Here is a 25816-nt window from a genome sequence, read left to right as displayed (position 1 = left end):
GTGATGGACCTCTGGGACAGGAAACGTCTTTCTCCCCTCCATTAATAACAACAGCCAAAGCTGGTGTCAACCACGAGAGTTGGTCAATCTTTGGTGGCCTCAGCGGACCAAACGCCTCAGGAGCATGCTGACCAGTTCAAGAGCGAAGACCACCGTGAATGTCATGAGCGTGATCAAGGTGATGACCTCGTATTCACGCGTCTGCGTTGCCTGCAGGAGGTAGAAGCCCACCCCGCCGGCTCCGACGAGCCCGAGCAGGGTCGCGGACCGGATGTTCACGTCGAGTTGGTACAAGAGCCCGCCGATGAGCGCGGGGGCCGCTTGGGGAAGGACCGCTGTGAAGTAGCGCTGGGTCCTGGAGGAGCCGAGCGCGGACATCGCTTCCAGTGGTCCGGCGTCAACCTCTTCAAGAGAATCGGCGACGAGTTTTCCGAGGAGACCGACCGACCCCAGCGCCAGCGCGAGCACCCCTGCCACCGGCCCCAGTCCGATCACCACGACGAACACAATGGCCACGATCAGTTCCGGCAGTCCGCGGACCACGAGGACGAATCCTCGGAAAGCCCCGTGCACTGCCCGATTTCCCGAGATGTTCCGGGCGGCAAGTGTTCCGACAGGTACCGCCAGCAGTGCCCCCAGGAAAGTAGCAGCCAGGCCGATCTGGACGGTCTCCACAAGGGCGAGCAGCAGCCGGTCCAACATGCCCGCGTCCCCGGGCGGCCAGAACAGCCCCAAGGTCGTGAAGAAGCCCGCCCAACCGGCCGAGACCCTGGCCTCCAGTGCACCGCCACCGAACAGGGACGCCCCCACGGCGGCGGCGACGATGACGGTGTACACCCAACGGCGCGCCCGGGCGAAGCTGAAGGGGGGAGAGACCCGTCGTGCCGTTCCCAACGGTGAGGCCGTGAGGGGTGGTGTCAGCGGCACGTCCGTGCCAGAGGGGCGGCGTCCACGGAACAACCGGGTGCGAAAGCGATGAGCACCGGATTCGCCCTCCCCGGATCCGCGCAGGAGGACCCTGCGGATCGAAGCGGACACCATCTCGGTCAGCAGGCACAGCAGCAACAGGATCAGTGCCCAGGAGATCCCGAGCCCGAAGTCAAGGCGTGCGAACGCGTTCGTCATCTCGAAACCGATGCCCGCCACGCCCACGACTCCGAGGACGGCCGACACCCGCAGGTTGATGTCGAAGCGGTGAAGCCCGATAGCGATGAACGCCGGCAGGACCTGGGGAACGACCGCGGTGAGGAGCCGCTGGGTGCGGGTGGCACCGATACTGTTCAGGGCTTCCCGAGGACCAGGCGATGTCTGTTCGATCGCGTCGGCGTAAAGCTTGCCCACCATTCCAATCGAGTGCAGACCCATGGCGAGGATGCCCGGGAGCACCCCCAGGCCGAACAGTCGAACGAAGAGGATGGCGAGGACGACATCGGGAACGGCGCGGGCGGCCACGATCACTCCGCGTGACGTGAACCGGTGCAGCTTACTCGGGGTCGTCACAGATGACGCCCACACCGCCAACGGAAGGCTGAGCGCGATAGAGAGCAGTGTGGCCAGGAGGACAGTGCTCAGTGTGATGCCGGTCTGCTGAAGTACTTCCTCGGCGCTGGGGAGGGACAAGGGCCAAGTCCGCCGTATGAATATTTCGGCGTTGGAGACCCCCTGGACCAGGGCCGCGATGTTCACTCCAAGGGAGCTCAGCGACCAGATTCCGGCACCGACGAACAGGCAGAGGAATCCGACGACCACCCCGGTACTCCTCGGAGGACGCTGCGGGGCCCTCGGGAGAGACCGACGAACGGGTGGGCGTACCGGCGGCGGTGCGATCATCCTGTGACGTCCAATGCCACCGGTTCCGTCCCAGGCACGGTGTTGTAGACACTCATCGCGGTCGTGGTGTCCAGGATGGTGGTAGAAGCGTCCAGCATGACCTCGCCATCGCGGAGCCCGATGACCCGGTCCGCCCACCCCAGGGCCAGCTCGACCTGGTGCAGACTACCGATGACCGTCAGCGATCTTTCCCGCGCGATCTCGCGCAGCAGCCGCATGACCGTGTCGGCGCTGTCCGGATCCAACGAGGCGACGGGTTCGTCGGCGAGGAGAATGACCGGGTGCTGCATCAGCGCTCGTGCGATGGCCACACGCTGCTGCTGGCCCCCCGAGAGGGTACTGGTGCGCTGGAACGCATGACCGGCCATACCGACCCGGTCGAGGTGCTCCAGCGCTTCCAGACGCAGGGCGCGTGAGTAGGAGAACAGGCCGAGTCGAGGGCCCACCAGTCGCCCGAGCGCGCCACTACAGACGTTCTCCAACACGCTCAACTGTCCGACAAGGTTGAATTGTTGGAAAACGAAACCGGTTCTGCGGCGGATCTGACGCAGCTGAGACCGACGTGCTCGCGCCACATCGGTGCCCAGCACTCGCAGGCTTCCACTGGTCGGCCTGTGCAGACAGCAGATATGCCTGAGCAGGGTGGACTTCCCCGAACCGGAACGGCCTAACAACGCCAGGATCTGCCCTCTTGGGACATCGAACTCGACTCCGCGTAACGCGGTCACTCCCCCGTCGAACTCCTTCGTCACCTGTGTCAGTGAGACGACTGGCCCACGACCGACATCGTCGAACACCGCTTGATCTACCATGTGAACCTCGAATCGTCCGTGGGGGTGGATGAAGATGCGGGTGCGCATGTGCGCTATCCCGCCTCGCAGGCTTCGGCCTCGGTGATCTGGCAGATCTCGCGGATGGGGTCATAGAGTGAGTCGTCGGCCTCCGTGAACCCCCAGTAGCCAGCGATGTCATCGACTCCGAGTGCGTCGGCGTTCCCCCGCTCCAGCACCGCTTCAGTGATCGCGTCGCGAAGTTCGGGATCCAGGGAGTTGAGGATGGCCAGAGGGGAATTGACGACCGGTTCGGACGTCCAGATGACGGTGTAGTCGTCGTGATCGATGCCTTCCTGCTCCGGCAGGACTTCGTTGTACAGCAGGTCACGGATGGCTCCCGCGTCGCATTCTCCGTCTCGGACCGCCAGGAGGGAGGCGTCGTGCCCGCCAGAGAACCTCTCGGTGTAGTCACCCTCGCTCAGACCAGCCTTCATCAGTCCGGCCAGCGGGTAGAGGCGACCAGAGGTGGAGTTGGGATCGACGAAGCAGACCGTCTTTTCCCGCAGATCGGCGAGTTCGCTGATTCCGCTATCGGCTCGGGTGACCATGTAGGAGTGGTAGCTGGGGCTACCGTCCTTCTCGTAGAGTTCGGCCGCGATCGGGGAGATGTCGACCCCCGAGTCCCTCGCCAGGACGTAACTGAACGGTCCGTACATGGCGATGTGAACGGTGCCCGCGCGTTGGGCCTCGATGAGCGCGGCATAGTTCGTCATGACCTGTAGATCGACCTCCTTACCGGAGGCGCCGGCGATCAGGTCTACGAGCGGCTCGTATGAGGCGTTCAAGGAAGCGGCGTTCTCGTTCGGGATCAAACCCATGACGAGTGTGTCGGGTTCGGAGGCGCTTTCGTCACTTGAGGCGCCGCCACAAGCGGTCACCAGCGCGATGGTGACGGCCACAGCGCAGAGCACGGTCGTTCTGGAGAGCTTTCCAGGCATAGTGCAAGCCCTTCCGGTCAGAGGGGGAGTTTTCTGGGGGATGGGCTGTGTCAGTCGTACACAGCGTTCGAGGAGGATCTACGCGTCGCGGCCGTGAAACGACCCCGCATGACCTCAGGGGGGTGAGTACTGGTCGCGCGCGGAGGCATGGGACCGCGGCGCGCACGGGTCGGCACGACGAGCATGTGCGGTCCCGGCGAGGACAGCGCGGCGGTGACACCCGTGTGGAGTTGCTCAGGGGTGGCGCATCGCCTGGCGTCGGCGTATCCAGCCGCCGCAGCCACCTTTTCCAGACCGGTGGTGTTTGATGTCGTGCCCTGGCCGCCGGTCGATTCGTGGATACCGTTGTCCAGCACAATATGGACGAGGTTGGGCGGTGCCTGGGCACCGATCACCGACAGCGCCCCCAGGTGCATGAGCGCGGCGCCGTCGCCGTCGAGAACTACGACGGGGCGGTCGGGCCGGTTGAGGGCGATGCCCAAAGCGATCGAGGACGCGTGCCCCATGGAGCCCTGCATGTAGAAGTTGGCCGGCCGGTCCTCGACTCCGAACAGCTCGCGTCCGGTGTAGCCGGTGGTCGCGACCACCGGGGCGTCACCGAGGAGCTTGGTGATCAGGCGGACGGCGTCGACGCTGTCCATCCGGTCGGTGCCCGCATGTTCGCGTGCGACCCCACGGACCGGTGCCGCAGCATCAACCGCGTGCTTCTCTACGAGTACGAACGGCGCATGCCCTTCGTCCAGTGTCGTTGTCACGGCTTCCAGGACCTCCTGGAAACGCGCTTCATCGGCGTCCGCGCGCAGTATCCAGTACGGCAGGCCCAGGAGATCCAGGTAAGGGGTGGTGGTCGGTCCCATGACGGCGTGCTGGGGCTCGTCGCCGGCTGGGTCAGGCCAGCCCCGCAGGCTGACGAAGGTGAGCACCGGGATCCGGTAGGTCATGATCAGCGAGGTCAGGGGGTTGATGAGGTTACCGAGTCCCGAATTCTGCAACATGATGTAGGCACGCTCACCGGCCAACGCGGCGCCGGCGGCCGTGGCAAGCGCATTACCCTCGTTGGCCGCGGCGACGTAGCGGCCCGGCGTGCGACTCAGCAGAGAGATCGGTCCACCGAAGTACGAGCAGGGGACGCCGCTGGCGAAGCCGAAACCGTGCCGCTCCAGTTCGTCGCAGAAGAATGCGGCGGAAATCATCGCTGTCCTTCCTGGGCGGCTCCGGTCAGGCCCGGCGTCGCCGGGTCGAGGGTGGGCTCTCGCAGAAGCGAGGGAGCGGTCATCGACGAAGGGACGGGGAGTCCGAGTAGGCCAAGGACGGTCGGGGCAATGCTGGTGATCGCCGCCGGAGCCGTGGATAAGGCGGCATCGCCGCGTGTGCCCGCCGGGACCAAGACGCAGTGCACGGGATTGTGCGTGTGTCCCCCGTAGGGGACGGCCTCGTCCTTGTTTCCGGAGGACCGCAGCATCTGCTCGGCGTTACCGTGGTCGCCGACGATCAGCATCCACCGGTCTGCGGCTCGTGCTGCTGCGTGGATACGCGACACCGCTGTGTCGACGGCCTCGGCCGCGCGCCGGGTCGCGTCGAAATTTCCGGTGTGGCCGACCACGTCGATGTTGGCGAGGTTGGCCACGATGAGGTCGATGTCGTCGCGTCCGCACGCTTCGGCGATGGCGTTGGCCACGCCCGCAGCATTCATCTCCGGGTGTTCGTGGACCGGTCCGTCTGGGGCGCCGGTGATCTTGAGATGCTCCTCTCCTTTCCTTGGCCGGGAATCCCGCCCGTTGAGGAAGAAAGTGACGTGCTCGAACTTCTCCGGCTCCGCGACGCGCAGCGACCGTGCGCCGGCCTCTTCGAGCACATCGCCAAGCCCTCCTGAGGCGTCCGCCCGGGAGACGAGTGCGGGGATCGCGGTGCGGGTGTCGTACTGGGCCAGGCTCAGCAAACGCACCTGGTCCCGGCCGCTCGCGGCGAGGAGGTCCACGACCATGTCTGCCAGCGGCGCCGTGCGGTCGCTGCGGAAGTTGGTGAACAGGATGCCGTCGCCGTCCTCAACGCGTGCGCGGTGCCCCGAGAGGCCGGTGATGGCCGTAGGTGGGATCGCTCCATCGCCACCGGAAGGATGTACCGCTTCCTGGGGGGTAGCGACGGTGTGCTCCGCCTCACCATCCAGAAGGAGCCGAGCAGCCGCGGACGTCAGATGCTCCTTTCCGCTCTTGTCCATCGCGTAGTCGCGTCCGACCACTCCGGAGATCGAACCGATCCCCCGTTCCTCGGTCATGGCGGCGAGCCGGGACAGGTACTGCGCGGCTGTGCCGTCGGCCACGTCACGACCATCGGTGATCACCCAGATCTGGACCCGGTACAGCGCGGCCTCCCAGGCCGCCCGCAGGATCTCCGGAAGGTGGGCGATGTCGGAGTGGATCCGCCCGTCGGAGCACAGCCCCACCAGGTGGAGGGTTCTCCCGCTCCGTGCCAGCGCAGCACATGTGTCACGCACCAACGGGTGGGATCGCAGATCGCCTGAGCGCACATCCCGCTCAACGCGCAGACTGTCGTACTCCACGGCACGGCCCGCACCCATGACCAGGTGGCCGGTCTCCGAATTGCCCACGGTTCCCTCGGGAAGGCCGACCGAGTTCCCCGAGGCGTCGAGAAGTCGTCCGTTGGGTCCGGCGGAGAGGGTGTCGAGGAGCGGAGTGCGAGCTGCGGTGAGGGCGTTCGCGGGGCTGGGAGGTGCGTGCCCCCAGCCGTCGAGGACCAGGAGGACGCCCGGTGCGAGGGTGGTCACCGGTCGCCTCGCAGGGCCTCGAAGCGGTCCCAGAAGTCGGGGAAAGACTTGGTCACGCACGCGGGGTCGCGAATGACGACGCCCGGAGTGCGTAGGCCGGCGATGGCGAAGGCCATGGCGATCCGGTGGTCGTCGTAGGTGTCGATAACCGCCCCCTGAGGTTCCTTGCCGCCGTGGATCGTCATCGTGTCCTCGGTGGTGTCGACGGAGACGCCCATCTTGCGGAGTTCGGTACTGACCGCGTCGATCCGGTCGCACTCCTTGACGCGCAGGTTGCCGATTCCGGTGATGTGGGTCGTTCCGCGGGCGTAGGCGGCGACGACGGCCAGGGTCGGGGCGACGTCGGGCATGTTTGACATGTCGATGTCGATCCCGGTGAGCGGTCCGCCCGTCAGCGTGATACCGGTGGTGTCGGAGAGATCGGCGCACCCCATGTCGGCGAAGGCGGTGACCAGGCCGACGTCTCCCTGTGCGGAGTCCAGACTGATCCCTGGGATGGTGACCCTCCCGCCGGTGATCGCGGCCGCGGCGAGGAAGTAGGACATGCCGGAGGCGTCGGACTCCACCGTGATGTCGCCCCCGCGGTAGCGCGCGGCACCTGGCACGGCGTAGCGCTCGTACCCTGACCGCCAGAGGGGGACCCCAGCGGTGGCCATCGCGGCGATCGTCATGTCGACGTAGGGCTTGGAGACGGGATCCCCGTCCACAGCGAGTTCGAGGCCCAGTTCCGTTCCGACCGAGCCGATGAGCAGGCTACTGGTGAACTGGCTGCTCACGGTGCCGTCGACGCGGGTGGAGCCGCCGCGTAGGGTACCGCCGCTAACCTCGATCGGCGGAGAACCGTTGCCCGCCGTGCTCTGGGCCTCGACGCCGAGTTTGTCGAGCGCTTCGAGGAGATGTCCCATGGGCCGTTCGCACATGCGCTTGTTCCCGGTCAGGACCGTGCGGCCTTCCGCCAGGGCCGCCATGGTGATCAGGAAGCGGATCGGCGTACCCGCGTTTCCCATGTCGATGGCGGTGTCGGGTGCGCGCATGGGACGGCCGTTGGGGACCACGAAGAACGTCTCGTTATCCGCGTCGGCTTCGACGTCCACGTGTCCGAAAGCACGCAGGGCCTCGGCCAGGAGCAGGGTGTCCTGGGAGTGCAGCGCATGACGAAGGATGGTCGGCTCCGAGGCCAGTCCCGCGATCGCCAGGAACCGATTGGTGTAGCTCTTGGAACCGACGACGGTGACCGTGGCGTCGAGGTCTTTGAGGGGGGTTATGCCGACCTCGGGGAGGTCCATGATCGGATTGTGGGTCGAACGTGCCACAGCGGTGTCCATCCTTGAGTCGGGGTGAGGTTGATGCTTGGTACGGGTTGGCGGGGTGTCAGTTCCGCCGGTGAACCTTGTGCTGCGCGGCTTGGGCTCGGGGTCGCACGACGAGGAAGTCGACGTTCACATGTGCGGGACGGGTGACTGTCCAGGCCACGGCGTCAGCGATGTCCTCGGCTTTGAGGGGTTGGTCGACTCCCGCGTAGACGGCTGCCGCGCGGTCTTTGTCGCCTCGGTAGCGGTTGAGGGAGAACTCTTCTGTGTGCACCATGCCGGGGGCGATCTCGACGACGCGCACGGGTTGGCCGCACAACTCCAGGCGCAGGGTTCCGGCCAGGGCGTGTTCGGCGTGTTTGGCGGCGCTGTATCCCCCGCCGCCTTCGTAGACGGTGAAGGCGGCGGTCGAGGAGACGAGAACGATGGTCCCGTTCCCACTCTTGATGAGGAGCGGGAGCAGGGCCTGCGTGGTTGCGAGCGCTCCCATGACGTTCGTCTCGAACATGGTGCGCCAGTCGGCGGGGGCGGCGTCCGCGACCTCTTCGGTTCCGATGGCGCCGCCAGCGTTGTTGACGAGTACGTCGCAGCGGGTCAGTCCGTTGACGACGGCCTCGATGGCCAATGGGTCGGTGACGTCCATGGGCTGGACGTCGGCCGCTTTCCCGTTCGCTGCGATGCGTTTGGCGACCTGTTCCAGGGCACTGACCCGTCGGCCGGTCAGGACGACACGGTAGCCCTCATCGGCCAGTCGGTAAGCGGTGGCCGCACCGATTCCGCTTCCGGCGCCGGTGACAAGAGCGGTCGGTTGAGTCTTTTGCGGAGAAGGGCTCATCGGTACGCGCCCTTCTGCGGAACAGAAGTGGTGGAGAAGAGCGATTCCTCAGTCAGTAGCGTGGTCTGGGTCAACCAGACGTGAGCTCCTGGTTGGAGGAGAAGACGGAGGTCCGCTCTACTCTGCCCGGACGTGTCGACCGAACCGCCGAGGAAGGCCAAATGGGCCTTGCCCGCGGCGACGTCGGGAAAGCACGAGATAACGGTGAACGTTGCCTGAGCCGCGGTGGGGTTGTGCACCCCCAACAAGCTGATCAGCGTACTCGGGGTGCGCTCGAGGCCGTTCGGCGATACGCGGAAAGCGCTTCGCAGTCCGCTTCCCAGAACCGGGATCGACACGGAGGCCGCAGGGGAGAGAACGTGGGAAAGATCCAGATCATTTCCCGCACAGGTGGACGGATAACCGACCCCAAGTAATCCGCAGACCATTTCTTGACGGCGCAGGCCGGTTTCATTCTGGACACTCGTCATTGATTACCGAATTTCATATTTATTTTTGCGGAGGTCATTTGATCCAATGACCATAATGACTGTCAAGGGACCTTTGGGGTCGAAATTCAGCGGGCGAAGGAAGATGCGATAGAGAAGGTATAAATCGGCAGAAGCATTGTCAATGAGCTGGCCGCGGAGGCATGAAGAGAAAGTGTCGTCTGTGTCTCATGTGAAAACAGAGAACAAGAGGGCAACAAAGTTACGCAATGTCACCTTGATGGTGATTCATGGAGCCTTTTTCATCCTGCTTCTCGGAGCTGAAGCACCAGCACAGCGCGGGTGATCTGGCCGGCCTGCTGTGGGCAGCAGCGTGGGCGGCGCAGGATGCCCCATTGCTTGAGCTGGGCGATCGCGCGCTCACCCGGTGAGCGGAGCTTGGCGTGCTCGGCGTTGGCGTCCTTCTTCCACCGCGGCTTGCCGCGACCCTTGAACAGGCAGAACACCACGTCCGCCAGCCCGATGTAGCCCTTGTCGCCCAGACCGAGCAGCCCTGCGGTCTTGAGGCGCTCGGCGATCTTCCACAGCCGGGCGGCCTTGGTGTCGTGCACCGAACCGGGAAGCGACCACGAGGTCCACAGCGGTTGTCCATCGGGGGCGGACACCACCTGGATGTTCATGCCGTGCCGTTTGTGCTTGCCGGAATAGAAGGGGCGGTCGGCTTTGAGGCGGTCGCAGGCGATGAGGGTGCCGTCCACGATCACGTACGCCCAGCCTTTGCGGCGGGCGCGGCGCAGCCCCTGTTCCAGGGTGGGCGCCTGCTCGGCCAGGAGCCGGATGGTTTCTCGTACGTACCGCCAGGCGGTCGTGGTATCGACGCCGAAACCGGCCGCGAGGTGGGTGAACGGCTCGCCCTTGTACAGGTGGACCAGCACCAGCAGGGCCTGGGCGGCCGGGTCCAGGCGGCGCCACCGGGAGCCGGTCCGGGCGCAATGGGCGCGGATGGTGCGGGCGGTCAGGTTGAGGGTACGGCGTGACAACGGCAGCGCGGAGCGGTGGAACTGCATGCAGAGCCCCTTGGTGCGGCAGGTTTTCGTGGTTGTTAACCCACCTACCAGGGGCTTCTTGCTGTTCAGAAGAGGCTCGGGGAGACCGGTACGAGGCTGTGACCTGCACCTTCAGGATGAAAAAGGCTCATGGTGGAGTGTCGTCCATCATTGCGTCACGAAATCTTGCCTGCCAGGGAAGCTGAGCAAGGAGGCGCCTGCCGCGAGGGTTTTTCCAATACAGAGCGCTTCCAGGGCTGGGGGCGGGACCTTGAGCCACATAGCTCGGTCGCACCCCCAGCCTCCTCAACACGCGATTGCACAGGTCGCCACCGATGCGTCCGATCGCTGTCCGACTGAGGAATTCCTCAGTCGTTCTTGAGTCACTCCTTCGTGAGTGAACTTCGAAAGTCCAGGAGGAAAGCCCTTGACCTGGTCCGATCACATGTGAGTGATGGTGCCTGAAGGGCGTGGTGCGGTCAGCCGGGATTCGCTGCCTCGCCATCACAAAGGCCGGCCATCCCCAGGAACCAGGGAGCGGTGTCAGCCACCATGCGTCCGCGGATCGAGTGGCTCTCGGAAGAGGGCGATGGCTTGTGAGGTCGCAGAATCAAGCCCTTTGAGCGGGAGGAGTCCCGGCTCAGAACTACTTATTACGTGACAACAGGTGCTTTCTCGTTCACACCTTGGTGACGCGGCAGGCGAAGCACTTGTAAGCCTGCTGTCCCGAGACATTGTCAAAGTAGCGGTCGTCGGTCAGCAGATTGGCGGACTCGTAACGATCCGCACCTGAGACGTCACCGACCACCTGCGAGGGGCCGAAGGTACTGGGTACGAAGATCGTGTCCTCGCGGATGCCCTCCCAGAGAAGAGCAGTCCCAGTGACCGCTCCGCGGGGACTCTCCACGCGGACTTCGTCCCCTTCGGCGATACCGTTCCTTTGGGCTGTTCGAGGATGGATCTGGATCAGGCGCACCCCGTTGAGCTGTTTGCCCATGGGGGTCCACTGAGTGACCGAGGCAAAGTGCACGACACTGGGTCTGCCGGTCATACCCATCAGTGGGTAGTCCTTGTGCACGTCACCTCGGGCCTGAACACCCAGCCGAACCTTCACGGTGTTGGCGTGGGGGTAGAGGGGATTGGTGACGAAAGCACTGGTGTACTCGATGGTCGGGTGCCCGCCGGTTACCTCAGGATGGGTGTAGAAGATCGGCAGAGCGGAGTGGCCGACCCCTGCTAGGGCCTCTTCCAGTGCCTCGGTGTAGATCTCAACCTTGCCTGAAGGGGTGAGGAAACGTTTTCCCTTGTTTTCCTCTCCCAAGGACTCAGCCGCTTCGTACCAGCTCGAGTGATCCATGTAGAGGGTGCTCACCCCAGGGTGCTCGGAACTGGGGCAGGGCCAGCGCAGGGGTTCTCTTCTAGCGCTCATCCGTTCGGCGTCCATGCCCTTCATCCCAGGGGTATGCGCCACGAACTGCGACCACAGGGTTCGGTAGTCCTTCCACTCAGCAGGAAAGGCGTTTGCCCAGTAACCTCTGGGGCTGCTGGCGTCCACCTCTTCCAGGGTATGGGCGAGGTCGATCCAGATTTCCCAATCCGGACGTGACTCGCCAACCCGCGGTACAGCCTGGTTCTGCCATCGGATCGCGCGGTCGTCCCGACGCATGTAGACGCCCTCCATCTCCATACCACTGCACACCGGCAGGATAATGTCGGCGAAGTAAGCGGCTTCTTCCATGAACAGGCCGGTATAGACATAGAAGTCGAGCTTTTCAAACGCCTTGCGCACCTTCGCGGTATTTGCTGATGACAGGAGTGGGTTGCCCTGGGTGATGACGGCCCTGAGTTGGTAGGGATTTTTTTCCAGAATGGATTCGGCGAAGTAATCAGGGCCTACCGGCAGCGCCTCTGCTGTCTCGGGAACGGTCGACTCAAGCGGAGGCAGGTACATTTTTCCCGGCCACGTGTTGTGCATGAAGTTGCAACCACCGCCAGGTAGACCGATATTGCCGGTGATCGCAGCGAGGAAGGCCAGGCAGCGATAGGTGTCGAAAGCTCCGAGTTGATGGGAGATGCCAGCGTTACAGACGATGGCGGCAGGAGATGCACCGGCATACTCCTCAGCGATCTGTTTGATGGTCTGGGCGGGCACACCGGTGACATCGGCGGCCCATTCGGGTGTGTAGGTGTGTTCAAGCAGATGCCGGCGCAGTTCCTCAAATCCCACTACCCATTGGTCGATGAAATTCTTGTCATACAAATTCTGCGCCACGACATGGTGCAGGATCGCCAGAAGCAGAGCCTGGTCCGTGTGGGGTTTCGAGGACACCCACAGGTCGGCTTGGGCTCCGGTAGGCGTGAGTCTGGGATCGACCACGACCAGCTTCGCTCCCGTCCTGGCGCGCTCACGCAGCAGATACTCGAAGGTGACCGGATGGGTTTCAGCCTGGTTGGTTCCGAGGAACAGAAAATACTCGGCCGAGCCGAGATCGTGCTTCCCTGTGGCCTCGTCCACGCCATAGCCGTTAGTGAAGTACCCCAGCCCGAAAGTGCTGGATAGAGCATTGGCCCCGGCATCGTTACAGACCGGTCCCACGTCGGTGTTGTTAGGGCTACCGAGCAGTGAGAACAGACGTGCGATCAGGTCTGCGGAACCCCGGGGCATACGCCCGGTGGTGCGGTTGGCGATGGCGCGGGCTTCTCCTGCATCACGTAGTCCCACTATTTTCTCAGCGATGGCGCGTAGCGCCTTCTCCCACGAGACGGGTTCGAAACGCGAGTCCTTGCTGCCCTTCTGCCCTGAGACCCGACGTAGGGGCGTGGTGATCCGGTGATGGTTGTAGACCAATTCGGGCATCATCTTCGCTTTAACGCAAAGGTTTCCATCCTGAACATGGTCCTCTTCTTCACCACTAATACCAATAACACGTCCGGATTTCAGGGATACCTTCATACCGCAATGAGAATTACAGAACTGACATGCGGTATCGACGATCTTTTCCGGAGATAGTGCCGCAGATTCCTGGGTGAAATCGAAGTCGTCTCCACTCACCACGTAATTGCTTGCCTTTGCGTCATGATTGAAATTTGAATCCGAAGAGAGAGATGCTGGAGACGGGGAGGACGAAGTTTGCAACCCCAATGCCACACCACCCCCGACCAGGCCGCTCTGAAGAAAGAACGAACGGCGACTTGATCCCGGATTTTCAAATGACATCTGGATTCTCCTTTTGCCACGCCTGGCACATGGGCGGTAGGCACGAGGACAGACTTCAAGTTCTCTCCCAGAAGAACTGATCGCGCCCAAATCTTTATAGGACACACTCGTACTCCAAAAACCTGCCCGACATCTGCCTTGGAAAGACGGAGGTCCTGGAGCCGCACCAGGCTGTCACCCTACAGTTCAGAGGGCAACCCTTTCGTGGCGCGCGGTTATTTCTCACACCTACCTTGTTCCTTGTTGTTTGACATTGGAATAATCCCCGTGGATCATGAGGCGTTCGCCATCCCGCGTCGGATGAAGTAAGGTCGATCACCGTGCCACTTCGCGGATGCTCGAGCGCAGGTCACAGCCAGAGCGAAGGTGCGTCACCCAAGGTGAGACGGCTGCCCCGAAGGAAGGCGAAGAGCAACACGGGGACCAAAGTAGTGGCCGGATCCGGCCACAGTGGAGCTTTCTGCTCGCAAGGGAGGTCAGGTCTTCTGGTGCTGACTCTGGTCCATCGTCACATCCTGCAACGAGAAGACGACATTAAAAGGATGCATCTTCTGGGAATCCTGAGATGGGTTCTATTCGCGGCAACCCAGGGGCCTGCTATCGCAGAGGCTCAGAGGATGGTATGTGGTCGGTTCCGTGGAGCGGGGGGAAGGAGAGCTCGACACGGATCCATACGGTGTGACTTCTCGCCAGAACGTCGACACTCAAAGCCAACCAGTTGGGTGCAGCGCAACGCCAGATACCACAACCCTGGTCTCAGGGTTGAGGCGCCTCAAGGTCCCGAACAGAGACTAATAGCATGGTCCCGGAAAAATAGGAAGGGTGAAGGAGCAGACGTCCTGTACTCCAATCGAAATGCCGGGGCTGGGTTGGGAGTCGGCTTCCTCCTCGAACACTTCTGACGGATACTGGTGCCCATGGCGATCATTCACAAAGCTACTGTCACCCCGAGCAAACTAACGTTGATTAGTGCCTGGCTGGACAGCCAACCGTGGGCGGGGCGGGGGTCTGATGAGGTCCTGGGCAAGTACAGATTCGACGACCCAAACGGAGAGGTCGGTGTGGAGGCCTTTCTACTCCGCCGCGGGGCACGATTGCTCCATGTGCCGCTGACCTACCGGGGCGAGCCCCTACACGGTCACGAAGACCACCTCGTCGGCACGATGGAGCACTCTACTCTGGGGACACGCTGGGTCTACAACGGCACCAAGGACGAGGTCGCCGTCGCCTGTTTCCAGCGTGCCCTCACTGGAGAACAGGAACAGGCGGAACTGGAGGTCTGGAAGGAAGGCCGCCTCCTGGAACGAAGGCCCCAGCAGGTTCTCGTCTTCAGTGAGCCTGGGACCGCCAATGACGGCAACCGACCGGCTCCGAACGGGAAGATACTGCTCCCGCATGTCTTGGACGTCGCCCCCGAGGGAAAGCGACGGCTCCGTGCCCAGTGGGGCGACGAGCAAGCGGTGCTCGCGGCGTTGGTCTAAGCGCCTACTTAGAAGTTTTGCGCGTAACCCCAGGCCAGGACGCGGCAGCGAGCGCGTGTTGACAAGGACCCCGCCAGGGGTTGGATCGAAGTTGCACCATCGTCTGACCACCCGGCGAGGTCGTGATCAGTATGCGCCCGCCCACCGTGTTCGCCCAAGCCCCCACCAGCGACATCACCCACCTGCACCACCAACTCAAAGGCCCCTGGAGAGTGGCCCTGCGCGCGGTGATGGTTCTGCTGTCCCTGCACGGCCTCACCCCCGCCCAGATCGCCGCGCTGCTGGACTACCACCCCGCCACCGTGCGCCGCTGGATCACCCGCTACAACCACCAAGGCCTGCCCGGACTGGCCGACCGGCCCCGCACCGGCCGTCCCCGCCTAGGCGGCCCACGGCTGTACGCGCGGATCACCGCGCTGCTCCAGCGCCCCGGACCGTGGACCCTCACCCACATCCGGCGTCACCTGGGCCGACCCCGCATGAGCGCGCGCACCCTGTATCGCCGGGTGCGCCAGGTCGCCGTGTGGCGCCGCCCCAAAGCCGTGGCCCGCGGCGACCCCGCACACGATGCCGTCGTGGCCGCGCTCGCCGCCCGGATGCGCCTGCTGCCTGCCGGGGCGGTCGTCTGGGTCGAGGACGAGACGCACCTGCACCTGTTGCCCACCCTGCGCGCGACCTGGACACTGCGCGGACACCGCCCGCACATCCCCACCCCCGGCCGCAACCGGCAGATCACCGTGCTGGGGGCGCTGGAGGTGACCACCGGGCGATGGGTGTACCGGTTGGGCAGGCGACGCGCGGCTGACTTCGTGGCCCTGCTGGAGCAGGTGGTGGCCGCTTTCCCGGCCGCTCCGGCGGTCGTGGTGGTCTGCGACAACGACAGCATCCACCATGCCCGTCTGGTGCGGGCGTTCGTGGCCGCCCACCCGGGCCTGCACGTGTGGTTCGGGGCGCGCTACAGCCCGCACGACAACCCGGCCGAACGCGTCTGGGCGGCGTTGAAGGCGTATGTGGCCAACACCGCGGTGAGCCGGCCCGGGCGACGACGGCAGGTGCACGCCTTCTTCCGCGCTCGTTCGCCCGACCAGCTACTTGCTACCGCCGCGCCCTGGACCAGCCCATGGTTCCCCGCTGGTTACGTGCAGGACTTCAGGAAAGGCGCTTAGCATGACAGTCGTAGATCGTTGTGTCTTCGCTTGTGGTGGAAGTATCGTGCGCGTGTTTGGTGGCGGCGGCGCCAGGAAGAAGCGGTCAAAGCACGCTGCAGGGTGCGAGCGGGGTGCAGGGTCAACGCCAAGAGACGGCGGATCTCGGCGACTGTGAGGCGACCCAGCCCGCGTGGGCTTTTGGGTCCATGGCAGCGGTCACAGCCAGGAAGGCATGGGCTGCCATGGCCATGGTGATGTGCCGATACCACGGCTCCCACTTGCGAACCTGGTAGTGGTCCAGGCCGGTCTCGTTCTTGGCCGCTTGGAAGCACTCTTCGATCGCCCACCGGGCCCCGACCACCCGCACGACCTCCTCCCGCCCAAGGGAGTCGGGATGAAAGCACAGGTAGTAGGCGATGTCGGTGGGATCGTCGACCGAGCGCCGGGCCAACAAAGTGCGCACGAACCCGGCCGGAACCTCCTCCACGGCGGGCAGAGTGGCCCAGGCCCAGTCGTAGACGCGCTCACCGCGCACCCCCTCACCGGCCGAGACACGGTGCCACGCCTCAGCGGGAGCACGGCCGATGAGGGTGTCCACGCGGCGGCGCCCATCCAGGTCGGCGACGGTCTGCTTGACCGGGACCTCCACCACGTAGGGCATCCGACGTGCTTCGCAGAAGGCGCGGAACCTCCCATCACGGCCGTAGGCGGAATCAGCGACCACCCACCCGGCCTGGACCCCAGCCTCCAGTGCACGACCGATCATGGCCTCGGCCAGGCGCGGCTTGGTCAGCACCCCTTGGGCGCGGCGCTCGTCGGGGATCCCTGCTTGTGCGCACCGGTGCGGATCATCAATCCAGGACCTGGGCAGGTACAGCTCACGATCGATCAACGCCCGCCCCTGGGGTGCGGCGTAGGCCAGGAACACACCGAGCTGGCAGTTCTCCACCCTCCCGGCGGTGCCCGAATACTGGCGCTGGACCCCGACGGAAAGTCGTCCCTTCTTGACGAAGCCGGTCTCATCCACCACGAGTACTCCCTGGGGCCCGGCCAGGGCCTGGGCGACGTAGGATCGCACCGCATCGCGCACGGCATCGGCGTCCCAGCGGGAACGGTCCACGAAGTGCTGGATCCCCGTCGGATCGTCCGCACCAGCGGCCTCGGCCAGCTGCCAGCCGTTCTTGCGTTCCACCGGTGCCAGCAACCCGGTCAGATACGCCCTGGCCCACCTGCGCGACTCCACCCGACCAAAGCACCCGGCCAAGCGGTCGAACAGCTCATCCAACCCGGCCCGCCAGGCCGCGACATCCTGTGTCGAGACATCATCCACCACGACCACAGGATAGAACACAACGATCTACGACTGTCGTGCTAACACTCCAGTTGTAGATCCGGTTTGTCATAGTTCTCGGATGGCCTGTCCGCGGTAGTGGTACTGGCGTGCGGTGGCTTGGTGCGAGCGTCTGAACAGCGACCAGCCCAGCACATGCTCGATGTCGGGTTCCGTGGTGAACAGGGCATTGAGCAGGTGAGCGATCTCGTTGCAGGTCAACGCGATCAAAGCGCCCGTAGGTGGGTTCTGGTGGCCCTCGATGGCGGCCGTAGCCGCCAGGAACGCATAAGCCAGCATCGAAAACAGACTCCGCCGCTGCCAGGACGTCCACGTCCTGACCTGGTGTTCGTCCAGCCCGGCCAAGCCCTTGCCCTGCTGGAATCCTTCCTCGACCGCCCACCGGCGTCCGGCAACGGCCACCAAGCGTTGAAGAGGCACCTTTTGAGGTGCGTAGCACCGGTAGAACGCCAGCTCACCGCTGCTGCGGTGGCGTCGCATCAGCACCCACCGGTATCCCTCAGGGATGAGTTCGGCATCGATCAGCATCCAGTCGTAGAAGCGTTCTCCTTTAGCGCCGCCGGCGGCCGAACGGCGTTGCCAGGCGGAGGCGGGCGCGAGCACCGCCAGTTCGGCGACGGTAGCTGGTCTGCGCGGCAGCAAAACGCGCTCGGTGCGTGGCACGGCCATCACGTAACCGATCTGGTGTTCCTCCAAGGCCTGGCGCAGCCCTTGGTGCTGGCCGTAGACTTCGTCGGCCGTCACCCAGGGGGCGGGTGTACCCGCGGCCACAGCGGCAGTGACCATCTGCTGGGCCAGTTCGGGTTTGGTGGCGAAGACGGTGCTGGCAGGAACGCCGGCGGCTTGGAGGCGCCCAGATTCATCGGTCCAGGAGCGGGGCAGGTAGAGGCGGCGGTCGATGAGGGCGTGCCCGGCGGGGGTCGCGTAGGCCAGGTAGACCGCGACCTGGGCGTTCTCGATGCGCCCGGCGGTACCGGTGTATTGACGTTGGACACCGACGGTCGCGGTGCCTTTCTTCAGGTCGCCGGTCTCGTCCACGACCAGGACCGCGTCCTGGTCTCCCAGGTGGGTGCGGGTGTAGGCGTGCAAGTCGGCGATCAGGCCTTCTGTGTCTACCGCAGCCCGGCTCAGCAGGTGCTGGAAGCGGTAGGGGCTGGGCTGGCCGACGTGTTCGGCCAAAGTCCAGCAGTTCTTGCGTGCCAGCGGCGCGAGCAGGCCGCGCAGGAGGTCGCCGGCGGTGTGCCGGGTCTCAGGGCGGGCCAAGCGGGGGCAGATGGTGTGGATCAGTTCGTTCAGCCGGTGCGGCCGGCGCTGGGCCGCTACGCTGAGTTCAGCGGCCACCGCGGGGCTCTTCGTTGTCTTCACAACCACCGATGATCACGCGGTGGCCGTCCGTGTGTCCGGCGAATCCCCAAATCAACGGCTTGCCGTGCTGCCATCTTCGGCAAATGGTTCCAGGTCACAACAAACCGGATCTACAACTGGAGTACTTTTCCCGCGGGGTGTCCTCACGCTCGATGGGGCCGGTGTGAGGACATCCGGCACCTCCCAACCTCATGGAAAACACGATGTTCCTTGATGCTCGTGCTGCCTGCCGTGACACCGACCCTGACGAGTTGTTCGTCTCTGGTGCGGAGCAGCACCGCGCCAAGCGCATATGCCGAGGCTGTCCGGTGCGCCTGCCCTGCCTGCGAGAAGCACTGGAGAACCGGATCCAGTTCGGTGTGTGGGGCGGCATGACCGAACGTGAACGTCGTGCTCTGCTACGCCGCCACCCCACCACCTGAGACCAGGTGCTCACCACCAACGTGATGACGGCAGGAAGCCGATGACCCGAACGCACGAGTTGCCCCTGGCCTTGGTCAACCTCAAGGACAGGCTCGCCAGCGGCACGAACCTGCACCTGCTCAACTCCATCATGGAGCCGGTCCGCGGTATCCGGCCCGCCATCATCGCGATCAACGAGGCCCGGTGGCGAATGCCCCGCGGCCGCCCGGAGAGACAAGCCGCCGCTTTGCTGTCGCAGCTGTGCAACGTCCGGTACGAGATCAGCGTCGGGCAGATCGAACGCTCCGACCACCCGCCCGCCTTGCTGTGGAACACCCAGCACTTGGACCTGGTGGAGTACTCCCTCGCCGACACCGACCCCAGTCGGTGGAAGCGCAACACCTGGACCGTGGCGGTGCGCGACTCACCCTCCTGTGCGGTGCGGGTGATCGTGCCGCACTTCGACTACGCCTCCGGTACCCGAAGGCTGATGGAGGCCGAGACACTGGCCTCCCAGGTCGGCGCCGCCCTCCCGGTCGTGGTCGCCGGCGACCTCAACTCCACCGTCTCGGGCCCTCACCTGCCGGATCGTGACTACACCCGGGTGCCTGCGCACAAACGCCGTCAGAAGGGCCGGTTGACCCCCGACGGGTGAGTGACCGACACCCGTGCCCTGGACACACCGATCGGACCGTGGGACCCGACCACGAACACCCGACGCCACCAGGACGGCGCCGGCCTGGTGGCGTTGGCCGAACGCGACTGGCAGCAACGCGACCGCCAGGGGGTTGGCGTCGACCACCGATATCGCCATCACCTCCGTCATGGTCCTGGACCAGGACGAGGCACTCGACTTCTACGTCGGCAAACTCGGCTTCCAGGTCACCAACGACGTCGACATGGGTTTCATGCGCTGGTTGACCGTGGCCCTGCCGGGGGACCCTCAACGCCAACTGCTGTTGGAGGTTCCAGGCCCGCCCTCGCTCAGCGAGCAGACCGCGGCGCAGGTCCGCGACCTGGTGACCAAGGGCGCGTTGGGAGCGGCCTGCATACTGAACACGGACGACTGCCGGGCCACCTACGACAAGCTCAGGGCCAGGGGTGTGGAGTTCACCCAGGACGTGGTCGAACAGCCCTACGGCATCGACTGCGCGCTACGCGACCCGTTCGGTAACCACATCCGCATCACCCAGCCCCTCGGCGGTGAGGTACGCGTCACCGACCAGGACCGGGAACGTTGGACGTGCGAGGCCGAGGACGAGCGGGTGTAGGGCCTCGCGTGCCGCCGTCTTCCGCCACGTCCGACACGAGGGGAGGCGGCGGCACGCCGTACCGGCTCTCATGCACGCTCCTGCTCGCCTTCGGCCGAGAGCTCCCCCTCCACCGCCCCCACGCCGGAAGTCCGTTCTCGACGCAGCGAGAGCAGTCCGCCCAGAGCGAGCGTGATGGACGTGCCGATGGCCGTGTACCAGGTGAACCCGACGAGCCCGGGTTGGAAGAGGAAGAGCCAGGACATGGTCGCCACCGCGACGCCGAAGGCGATGATCGCGTCCCGCTGACGCGCCCGGCGTACCCACAGTCCCAGGAAGAACGCGCCGAGCAGTCCACCGTAGGTCAGACTCGCCACCGACAGGCCGAGCTCGACCACAGGGTCGTCGGTGCCGGTGAACATCACGGCCGCCCCGATGAACACCAGTCCCCAGCCGAGGGTGAACAGTCGACCCAGCCGCAGCCCCTGGGCGTCGGTGAGGGGACGGGAGACGAACCGCTCGTACAGGTCCGCCATCGTCGAGGACGACAGCGCGGCCAACGACGAGGACAGGGTGCTCATGGCGCTGGCCATGATCCCGGCCAGAAGCAGGCCCGACAGTCCGGCGGGCAGCCCCTCGACGATGAACACCGGGAAGAGCTCGTCGGGGCCGGCCAGTCCCAGCTGCTCGATCGTGGCGGCCTCGAAGTAGGAGTACAGCGCCAGGCCGACGGTGAGGAAGAGGGCGAACTGCAAGAACACCACGGCGCCGCTGACGATCACCGCCTTCTGCGCGTCACGCAGGCTGCGACAACCCAACAGCCGCTGCACGATGATCTGGTCGGCGCCGTGGGAGGCCGTGGACAGCAGCGCACCGCCCAGCACCGCGGTCACCGTCGCGTACGGGGCCGAGATCGGATCGGACGTGAAGTCCACGAACCGGGTCTTGCCCTCCGCCGCCGCGACCTCCAGGAAGTTCACGTCCAGGCTGCTCACGATCAGACTCAGCGCGATCACGCCGCCGACCACGTACAGCGCCATCTGGACCACGTCGACCCAGACCACGGCTCGGATACCGCCGATGAAGGTGTACAGGACCGTCACCACGCCGAGCACGGCGATGATGCCGAAGTAGGACATTTCCAGCCCGTAGGCGTCCAGGACGATCTTCATCGGGATGGCCGCCGCGAACAGGCGCACCCCGTCGGCGAGCAGCCGGGTGAACAGGAACGTGACCGCGGCCGTGCTCTGCATACCGCGACCGAAGCGCAGCCCGAGGTAGGCGTAGGCCGTGGTCATCTCGCCCCGGTAGTACCGGGGCAGCAGCACGAAGGCGACGACCACGCGACCGATCATGTAGCCGACCGCGACCTGTAGGAAGGTGACGTCGCCGAGGTAGGCCACGCCGGGGATGCTGATCACGGTCAGGGCGCTGGTCTCGGTGGCCACCACCGACAGGCACACCGCCCACCAGGGCAGTCGCCGGTCACCGATGAAATAGTCCTTGGTGTCGCGTTGGCGGCCGGACAGCCGCAGCCCGAGCCATGCCGAGCACAGCAGGTACGCCGCGATGACCACGAGGTCGATGGGTTGCACTGTGGGCCTCTCTGGAACGGGGTGGGCGGAGGGTCAGGTCTCCGGAGCCTCCACGCGCAGGCGTCGTGGGAGGACGTCCACCGGTGCGGGGAGTCGCAGGGGTCTGATTCCGGGGGTGATGCGTCCTGCCGGCGACGCCCGGCGGGCTCCGGTGCACGCGGGCACGGAACCGGGGATCCCGTGCCAGGTCAGGAAGCCGATCAGGGCGAACAAATAGGCCTCCTTCGCCTCACCGTCCAGGCCAAGGGCGTCGAAGGTGTCCAGGCGCGCGGGGCGAAGACGTGCGGCGAGGCGCTCCATGAGGAAGAGGTTGCGGACGCCCCCGCCCGAGGCGAACACCTCGGCCACCCCGTGGGGGCGCAACGCGTCCGCGACGGAGACCGCGGTGAGTTCGACCAGGGTGGCCAACAGGTCGGCGGCGTCGGGTGTACCGGCCCGCCTCAACGCCGTGTCGAGGTGACCGGGACCGAACAGCTCCGGTCCGGTGCTCTTCGGCGGGGGCAGCCGGTAGTACGGCTCGGCGAGCAGGTGTTCCAAGAGCGTGGGGTCGATCCTGCCCGACCGGGCGAGCGTCCCGGCCGCGTCGAAGTCGGCGCGGCCGTTGGTCACCCGGCGCACCGCGGCGTCGATCAGTGCGTTGCCGGGTCCTGTGTCGAAGGCCTGCGGCGGGGCTCCGTCCCGCACGATGGTGGCGTTGGCCATGCCCCCGAGATTCAGCGCGGCGGCCGGTTCCGCCCGCCCATCGAGCAGGAGGGTGTCGAAAAGAGCGGCCAGGGGTGCACCGTGCCCGCCCGCGGCCACGTCGGCCGCCCTCAGGTCCGAGACGACGGGCAGGCCGGTGGCCTCGGCGATCCACGCGGGCTGTCCCATCTGTAGGGTGCCGTGCACCGTCGTGCCGTCGACCCAGTGGAACAGGGTCTGGCCGTGGGAGGCGACCAGGTCGGCCCTCCCTCCAGTGAGTTCCTCGTTCGCGGTCCGCGCCGCGTCGGCGAACTCACGGCCGATGCCGGTGTCGAGGCGGCACACTGCCTCCATCGTGACCGACCCGGGCGGCAGTGCGTCGCGGATCGCCCGCCGCAGTCGTGTCGAGTAGGGCACGGTGCGGTGTCCCAGCGGGGTCAGGAGCACCAGGGGGCCGTCCAGGTCGATGCGCGCGGCGGCGACGTCGATCCCGTCCACGGAGGTGCCGGAGGACAGACCGAGGACGATCACGTGGTCCCCGTCCCAGGCCGGTGAGGACGGTCGCCCGGAGGGCAGGGCGAGGACCGGCCCTTCGTTTCCCTCCGCGGTCTCCACAAGCGCGTGCGAACATACATGGACACCATGCACACCCCAGGTAGTCGACTCACTACCAGACGTACATCGCGCACGACGCCCCGCGCAATCCCCCTTTCCTTCGGGGTCGGTGATTCGTTGGCGTACGCACCCATCGGAGCGCCTTGAACCGGGGGCCGTTCCATGGAGAGAACACGCCAGCGGTCGGACAGGCGCCCAGGCGCCGCGGTCGGGCCCTCCGAGCACTGCCCCGAGGGCGTCGCGCCCCGGACGGGGGTGCGGGCATCGGCACGGTGACGTCGCCCGCCGCGGTGGACATGCGAAGAGCCCCTCGAATTGCATGCTCATTCATAGTGGCGCATACTTATTGCCATGTCCAAGGTACTCACTTCCCTTCCCGTCGGCGAGCGCGTCGGAATCGCCTTCTCCGGTGGCCTCGACACCTCGGTGGCGGTCGCGTGGATGCGCGACAAGGGCGCCGTTCCGTGCGCCTACACCGCCGACATCGGCCAGTACGACGAGCCCGACATCGCCTCGGTGCCCGGCCGCGCCGCCGCCTACGGCGCGGAGGTCGCCCGGCTCGTCGACTGCCGGGAGGCCCTGGTGGAGGAGGGGCTCGCGGCCCTGGCCTGTGGAGCGTTCCACATCCGCTCCGGTGGCCGCACCTACTTCAACACCACCCCCCTGGGGCGCGCCGTCACCGGGACCCTGCTGGTACGCGCCATGCTCGAGGACGGCGTGCAGATCTGGGGAGACGGGTCCACCTACAAGGGCAACGACATCGAGCGGTTCTACCGCTATGGCCTCCTCGCCAACCCCGCCCTGCGCATCTACAAGCCGTGGTTGGACGCCGAGTTCGTCAACGAGCTCGGCGGCCGCAAGGAGATGTCGGAGTGGCTGCTCGCCCACGACCTGCCCTACCGGGACAGCACGGAGAAGGCCTACTCCACCGACGCCAACATCTGGGGCGCCACGCACGAGGCCAAGGCGCTCGAACACCTCGACGTCGGCATCGAACTCGTCGAGCCCATCATGGGCGTACGGTTCTGGGACCCCGAGGTGGAGATCACCCCCGAGGACGTCACGATCGGCTTCGAGCAGGGCCGGCCGGTCACCATCAACGGCAAGACCTTCCCCTCCGCCGTGGACCTGGTGATGGAGGCCAACGCCATCGGCGGCCGTCACGGCATGGGCATGTCGGACCAGATCGAGAACCGGGTCATCGAGGCCAAGAGCCGGGGCATCTACGAGGCACCGGGCATGGCGCTGCTGCACGCGGCCTACGAGCGACTGGTCAACGCCATCCACAACGAGGACACCCTCGCCAATTACCACGACGACGGCCGGCGGCTCGGCAGGTTGATGTACGAGGGCCGGTGGTTGGAACCGCAGGCGTTGATGATGCGCGAGGCCCTACAGCGCTGGGTGGGCACGGCGATCACCGGCGAGGTGACCCTGCGACTGCGGCGCGGTGACGACTACTCCATCATGGACACCTCCGGACCGGCGTTCAGCTACCACCCGGACAAGCTGTCCATGGAGCGCACGGAGGACTCCGCGTTCGGGCCGAACGACCGCATCGGCCAGCTGACCATGCGCAACCTCGACATCGCCGACTCCCGGTCCAAGCTGGAGGAGTACTCCAGGCTCGGCATGGTCGGCAGCGACCGGCAGATCACGACCGGCGCCGCACAGGCGGCCTCGACCGGCCTGATCGGCTCGATGCCCGAGGGCGGAGCCGAGACGATCGCCTCCCGTGGCCAGGCCGCGGAGAGCGACCTGCTCGACCAGGCCGCCATCGAGTCCGGCAACGACTGAGCGGGCTCGGGGCGGCCGCGCCGACCGGGACCGCCCCCGTCCGTCTCGCTCCGCATCACGCACGACCGTCTCCGGGGGCACACCTTCCGGAGGCGGTCGTGGCCGTCAGTGTGACTTCCCCGGCTCCGAGGCGGTACGCACACGGGACTCGACGCCGTCCAGCAGCCACTCCAGCCCCTGGGCGAAGACCTCCTCGGGGTCGGGGCCGTCCGTGTCCAGACGTTCGATGGCTTGGTAACGGCCCGCCTCGCCCGCACGTGTGACCAGGAAGGCCTCCTGGACCGTGTTCCACGTCCGACCGTCGGGGGTCGTCCGTTCCCGGGACCGGTCGGCCCGGACCACCTTGGCGGCGTGCCCTCGGATGTACCCCTCCACGGTCTCCACGACGGTGAGCGCCTCGTGAGCGGTCAATCCGGTGTCCTCGAAGATCCTGAGCGCGGAGTCGGTCCAGGCGAAGGCGTGGGGCCCGACCGGCTGCCCGGTGGCGGTGAGCTCGATCAACCAGGGGTGTTCGCGGTAGGAACGCAGGTCCTCGTGCGCCCAGGACCGGACCTTCTCCCGCCAGGTCCCCGGACGGGTGTGCGGCAGGGGTGCCCGACCGATCATCGTGTCCACCATCAGCGCCAGCAACGCGGCCTTGCCGGGGACGTAAGTGTAAAGGGTGGCCGCGCCCACGCCGAGCAGGGAGGCGACCCCGCGCATGGACAGCGCACCGACCCCCTCCTCCTCCGCGACACGGGTGGCCGCGTCCACGATCTCCTCCACGGTGAGGTTGTGCCGTGGGCCGCGTCGAGGCCGTGTCGGCCCGTCCCACAGCAGAGCGAGCGTGGCCTCGGGGTCGTGCGCGCGGACCACCGTCGTCCCCTCCCTAGAACTCCGTACGTTGTTCGAAGTAAGATCGAACGCCGT

Annotated in this window: 20 protein-coding genes and 1 pseudogene; 6 read left to right on the top strand and 15 right to left on the bottom strand. The window is 65.7% G+C overall.

The window, feature by feature from the left end; genetic code table 11:
• Nucleotides 1-99: 99 nt before the first annotated feature.
• From phnE to PFX91_RS07865, 10 genes are all read right to left on the bottom strand, one after another.
• Nucleotides 100-1749: a phosphonate ABC transporter, permease protein PhnE gene (gene phnE, locus PFX91_RS07910; RefSeq protein ID WP_285730553.1), complete on the bottom strand. Its 1650-nt coding sequence runs from the start codon at nt 1747-1749 to the stop codon at nt 100-102.
• A gap of 77 nt (nt 1750-1826) precedes the next feature.
• On the bottom strand, nt 1827-2642 hold the full coding sequence (gene phnC / locus PFX91_RS07905) for a phosphonate ABC transporter ATP-binding protein (RefSeq protein ID WP_285730552.1): 816 nt from the start codon (nt 2640-2642) through the stop codon (nt 1827-1829).
• 53 nt (nt 2643-2695) lie between these two features.
• Nucleotides 2696-3601 (bottom strand): phosphate/phosphite/phosphonate ABC transporter substrate-binding protein, encoded by a 906-nt coding sequence (locus tag PFX91_RS07900; protein ID WP_285730551.1) that lies wholly within the window; start codon nt 3599-3601, stop codon nt 2696-2698.
• Between the two features lie 50 nt (nt 3602-3651).
• Nucleotides 3652-4794 carry a phosphonopyruvate decarboxylase gene (gene aepY, locus PFX91_RS07895; protein ID WP_285730550.1) on the bottom strand — a complete coding sequence of 381 codons (1143 nt, stop codon included), beginning with the start codon at nt 4792-4794 and terminating at the stop codon, nt 3652-3654.
• Complete coding sequence (gpmI, locus tag PFX91_RS07890) at nt 4791-6386, bottom strand: 2,3-bisphosphoglycerate-independent phosphoglycerate mutase (protein ID WP_285730549.1); 1596 nt, start codon at nt 6384-6386, stop codon at nt 4791-4793. Before gpmI ends, aepY begins: the two co-directional genes overlap by 4 nt.
• Nucleotides 6383-7699 (bottom strand): 3-phosphoshikimate 1-carboxyvinyltransferase, encoded by a 1317-nt coding sequence (aroA, locus tag PFX91_RS07885; protein WP_285730548.1) that lies wholly within the window; start codon nt 7697-7699, stop codon nt 6383-6385. The genes gpmI and aroA overlap by 4 nt, the downstream gene beginning before the upstream one ends.
• A gap of 58 nt (nt 7700-7757) precedes the next feature.
• Complete coding sequence (locus tag PFX91_RS07880; RefSeq protein ID WP_285730547.1) at nt 7758-8531, bottom strand: SDR family NAD(P)-dependent oxidoreductase; 774 nt, start codon at nt 8529-8531, stop codon at nt 7758-7760.
• On the bottom strand, nt 8528-9001 hold the full coding sequence (locus PFX91_RS07875; protein WP_285730546.1) for a hypothetical protein: 474 nt from the start codon (nt 8999-9001) through the stop codon (nt 8528-8530). The genes PFX91_RS07880 and PFX91_RS07875 overlap by 4 nt, the downstream gene beginning before the upstream one ends.
• 260 nt (nt 9002-9261) lie before the next feature.
• Entirely contained in the window at nt 9262-10026 is a 765-nt protein-coding gene (locus tag PFX91_RS07870; protein WP_285730545.1) for a transposase family protein, read from the bottom strand.
• Nucleotides 10027-10684: 658 nt separating this feature from the next.
• Complete coding sequence (locus tag PFX91_RS07865) at nt 10685-13222, bottom strand: molybdopterin-containing oxidoreductase family protein (protein WP_285730544.1); 2538 nt, start codon at nt 13220-13222, stop codon at nt 10685-10687.
• Between the two features lie 917 nt (nt 13223-14139).
• Here PFX91_RS07865 and PFX91_RS07860 point away from each other — a divergent pair.
• Together PFX91_RS07860 and PFX91_RS07855 are read left to right on the top strand one after the other, a co-directional pair.
• On the top strand, nt 14140-14703 hold the full coding sequence (locus tag PFX91_RS07860) for a CG0192-related protein (protein WP_285730543.1): 564 nt from the start codon (nt 14140-14142) through the stop codon (nt 14701-14703).
• Nucleotides 14704-14834: 131 nt separating this feature from the next.
• Nucleotides 14835-15869, top strand: a complete 1035-nt coding sequence (locus PFX91_RS07855) for an IS630 family transposase (protein WP_285730783.1) — start codon at nt 14835-14837, stop codon at nt 15867-15869.
• A gap of 121 nt (nt 15870-15990) precedes the next feature.
• Here PFX91_RS07855 and PFX91_RS07850 read toward each other — a convergent pair whose 3' ends face one another.
• Nucleotides 15991-17184, bottom strand: coding sequence for an IS701 family transposase (locus PFX91_RS07850; RefSeq protein WP_502888275.1), 1194 nt, complete (start codon nt 17182-17184; stop codon nt 15991-15993).
• A 66-nt stretch (nt 17185-17250) separates the two neighbouring features.
• Entirely contained in the window at nt 17251-18543 is a 1293-nt protein-coding gene (locus PFX91_RS07845; protein ID WP_502888280.1) for an IS701 family transposase, read from the bottom strand.
• 227 nt (nt 18544-18770) lie between these two features.
• Between PFX91_RS07845 and PFX91_RS07840 the strand changes: the two are divergent.
• From PFX91_RS07840 to PFX91_RS07830, 3 genes and pseudogenes are all read left to right on the top strand, one after another.
• Nucleotides 18771-18980: pseudogene (locus tag PFX91_RS07840) on the top strand (WhiB family transcriptional regulator); the annotation flags it as partial.
• A 50-nt stretch (nt 18981-19030) separates the two neighbouring features.
• Nucleotides 19031-19624 (top strand): exonuclease/endonuclease/phosphatase family protein, encoded by a 594-nt coding sequence (locus tag PFX91_RS07835; RefSeq protein ID WP_285730542.1) that lies wholly within the window; start codon nt 19031-19033, stop codon nt 19622-19624.
• Nucleotides 19625-19757: 133 nt separating this feature from the next.
• On the top strand, nt 19758-20240 hold the full coding sequence (locus PFX91_RS07830) for a VOC family protein (RefSeq protein WP_285730541.1): 483 nt from the start codon (nt 19758-19760) through the stop codon (nt 20238-20240).
• A gap of 68 nt (nt 20241-20308) precedes the next feature.
• Here the strand turns inward: PFX91_RS07830 and PFX91_RS07825 are convergent, their stop codons facing one another.
• Together PFX91_RS07825 and PFX91_RS07820 are read right to left on the bottom strand one after the other, a co-directional pair.
• On the bottom strand, nt 20309-21814 hold the full coding sequence (locus PFX91_RS07825; RefSeq protein WP_285730540.1) for a sodium:solute symporter: 1506 nt from the start codon (nt 21812-21814) through the stop codon (nt 20309-20311).
• A gap of 33 nt (nt 21815-21847) precedes the next feature.
• The gene (locus PFX91_RS07820; RefSeq protein WP_285730777.1) at nt 21848-23026 is read right to left on the bottom strand and encodes an anhydro-N-acetylmuramic acid kinase; all 1179 of its coding nucleotides are present in this window, start codon (nt 23024-23026) and stop codon (nt 21848-21850) included.
• 435 nt (nt 23027-23461) lie between these two features.
• Between PFX91_RS07820 and argG the strand changes: the two genes are divergently transcribed.
• Nucleotides 23462-24907 (top strand): argininosuccinate synthase, encoded by a 1446-nt coding sequence (gene argG / locus PFX91_RS07815; protein ID WP_285730538.1) that lies wholly within the window; start codon nt 23462-23464, stop codon nt 24905-24907.
• A 105-nt stretch (nt 24908-25012) separates the two neighbouring features.
• Here the strand turns inward: argG and PFX91_RS07810 are convergent, their stop codons facing one another.
• A complete protein-coding gene (locus PFX91_RS07810; protein WP_285730537.1) occupies nt 25013-25762 on the bottom strand; it encodes a TetR/AcrR family transcriptional regulator in 750 nt (249 codons plus the stop codon).
• Between the last annotated feature and the right edge of the window lie 54 nt (nt 25763-25816).

It is taken from the genome of Nocardiopsis sp. ATB16-24 (assembly GCF_030271535.1).
GTDB lineage: Bacteria > Actinomycetota > Actinomycetes > Streptosporangiales > Streptosporangiaceae > Nocardiopsis.
This window is presented reverse-complemented; position numbering and strand designations above follow the sequence as displayed.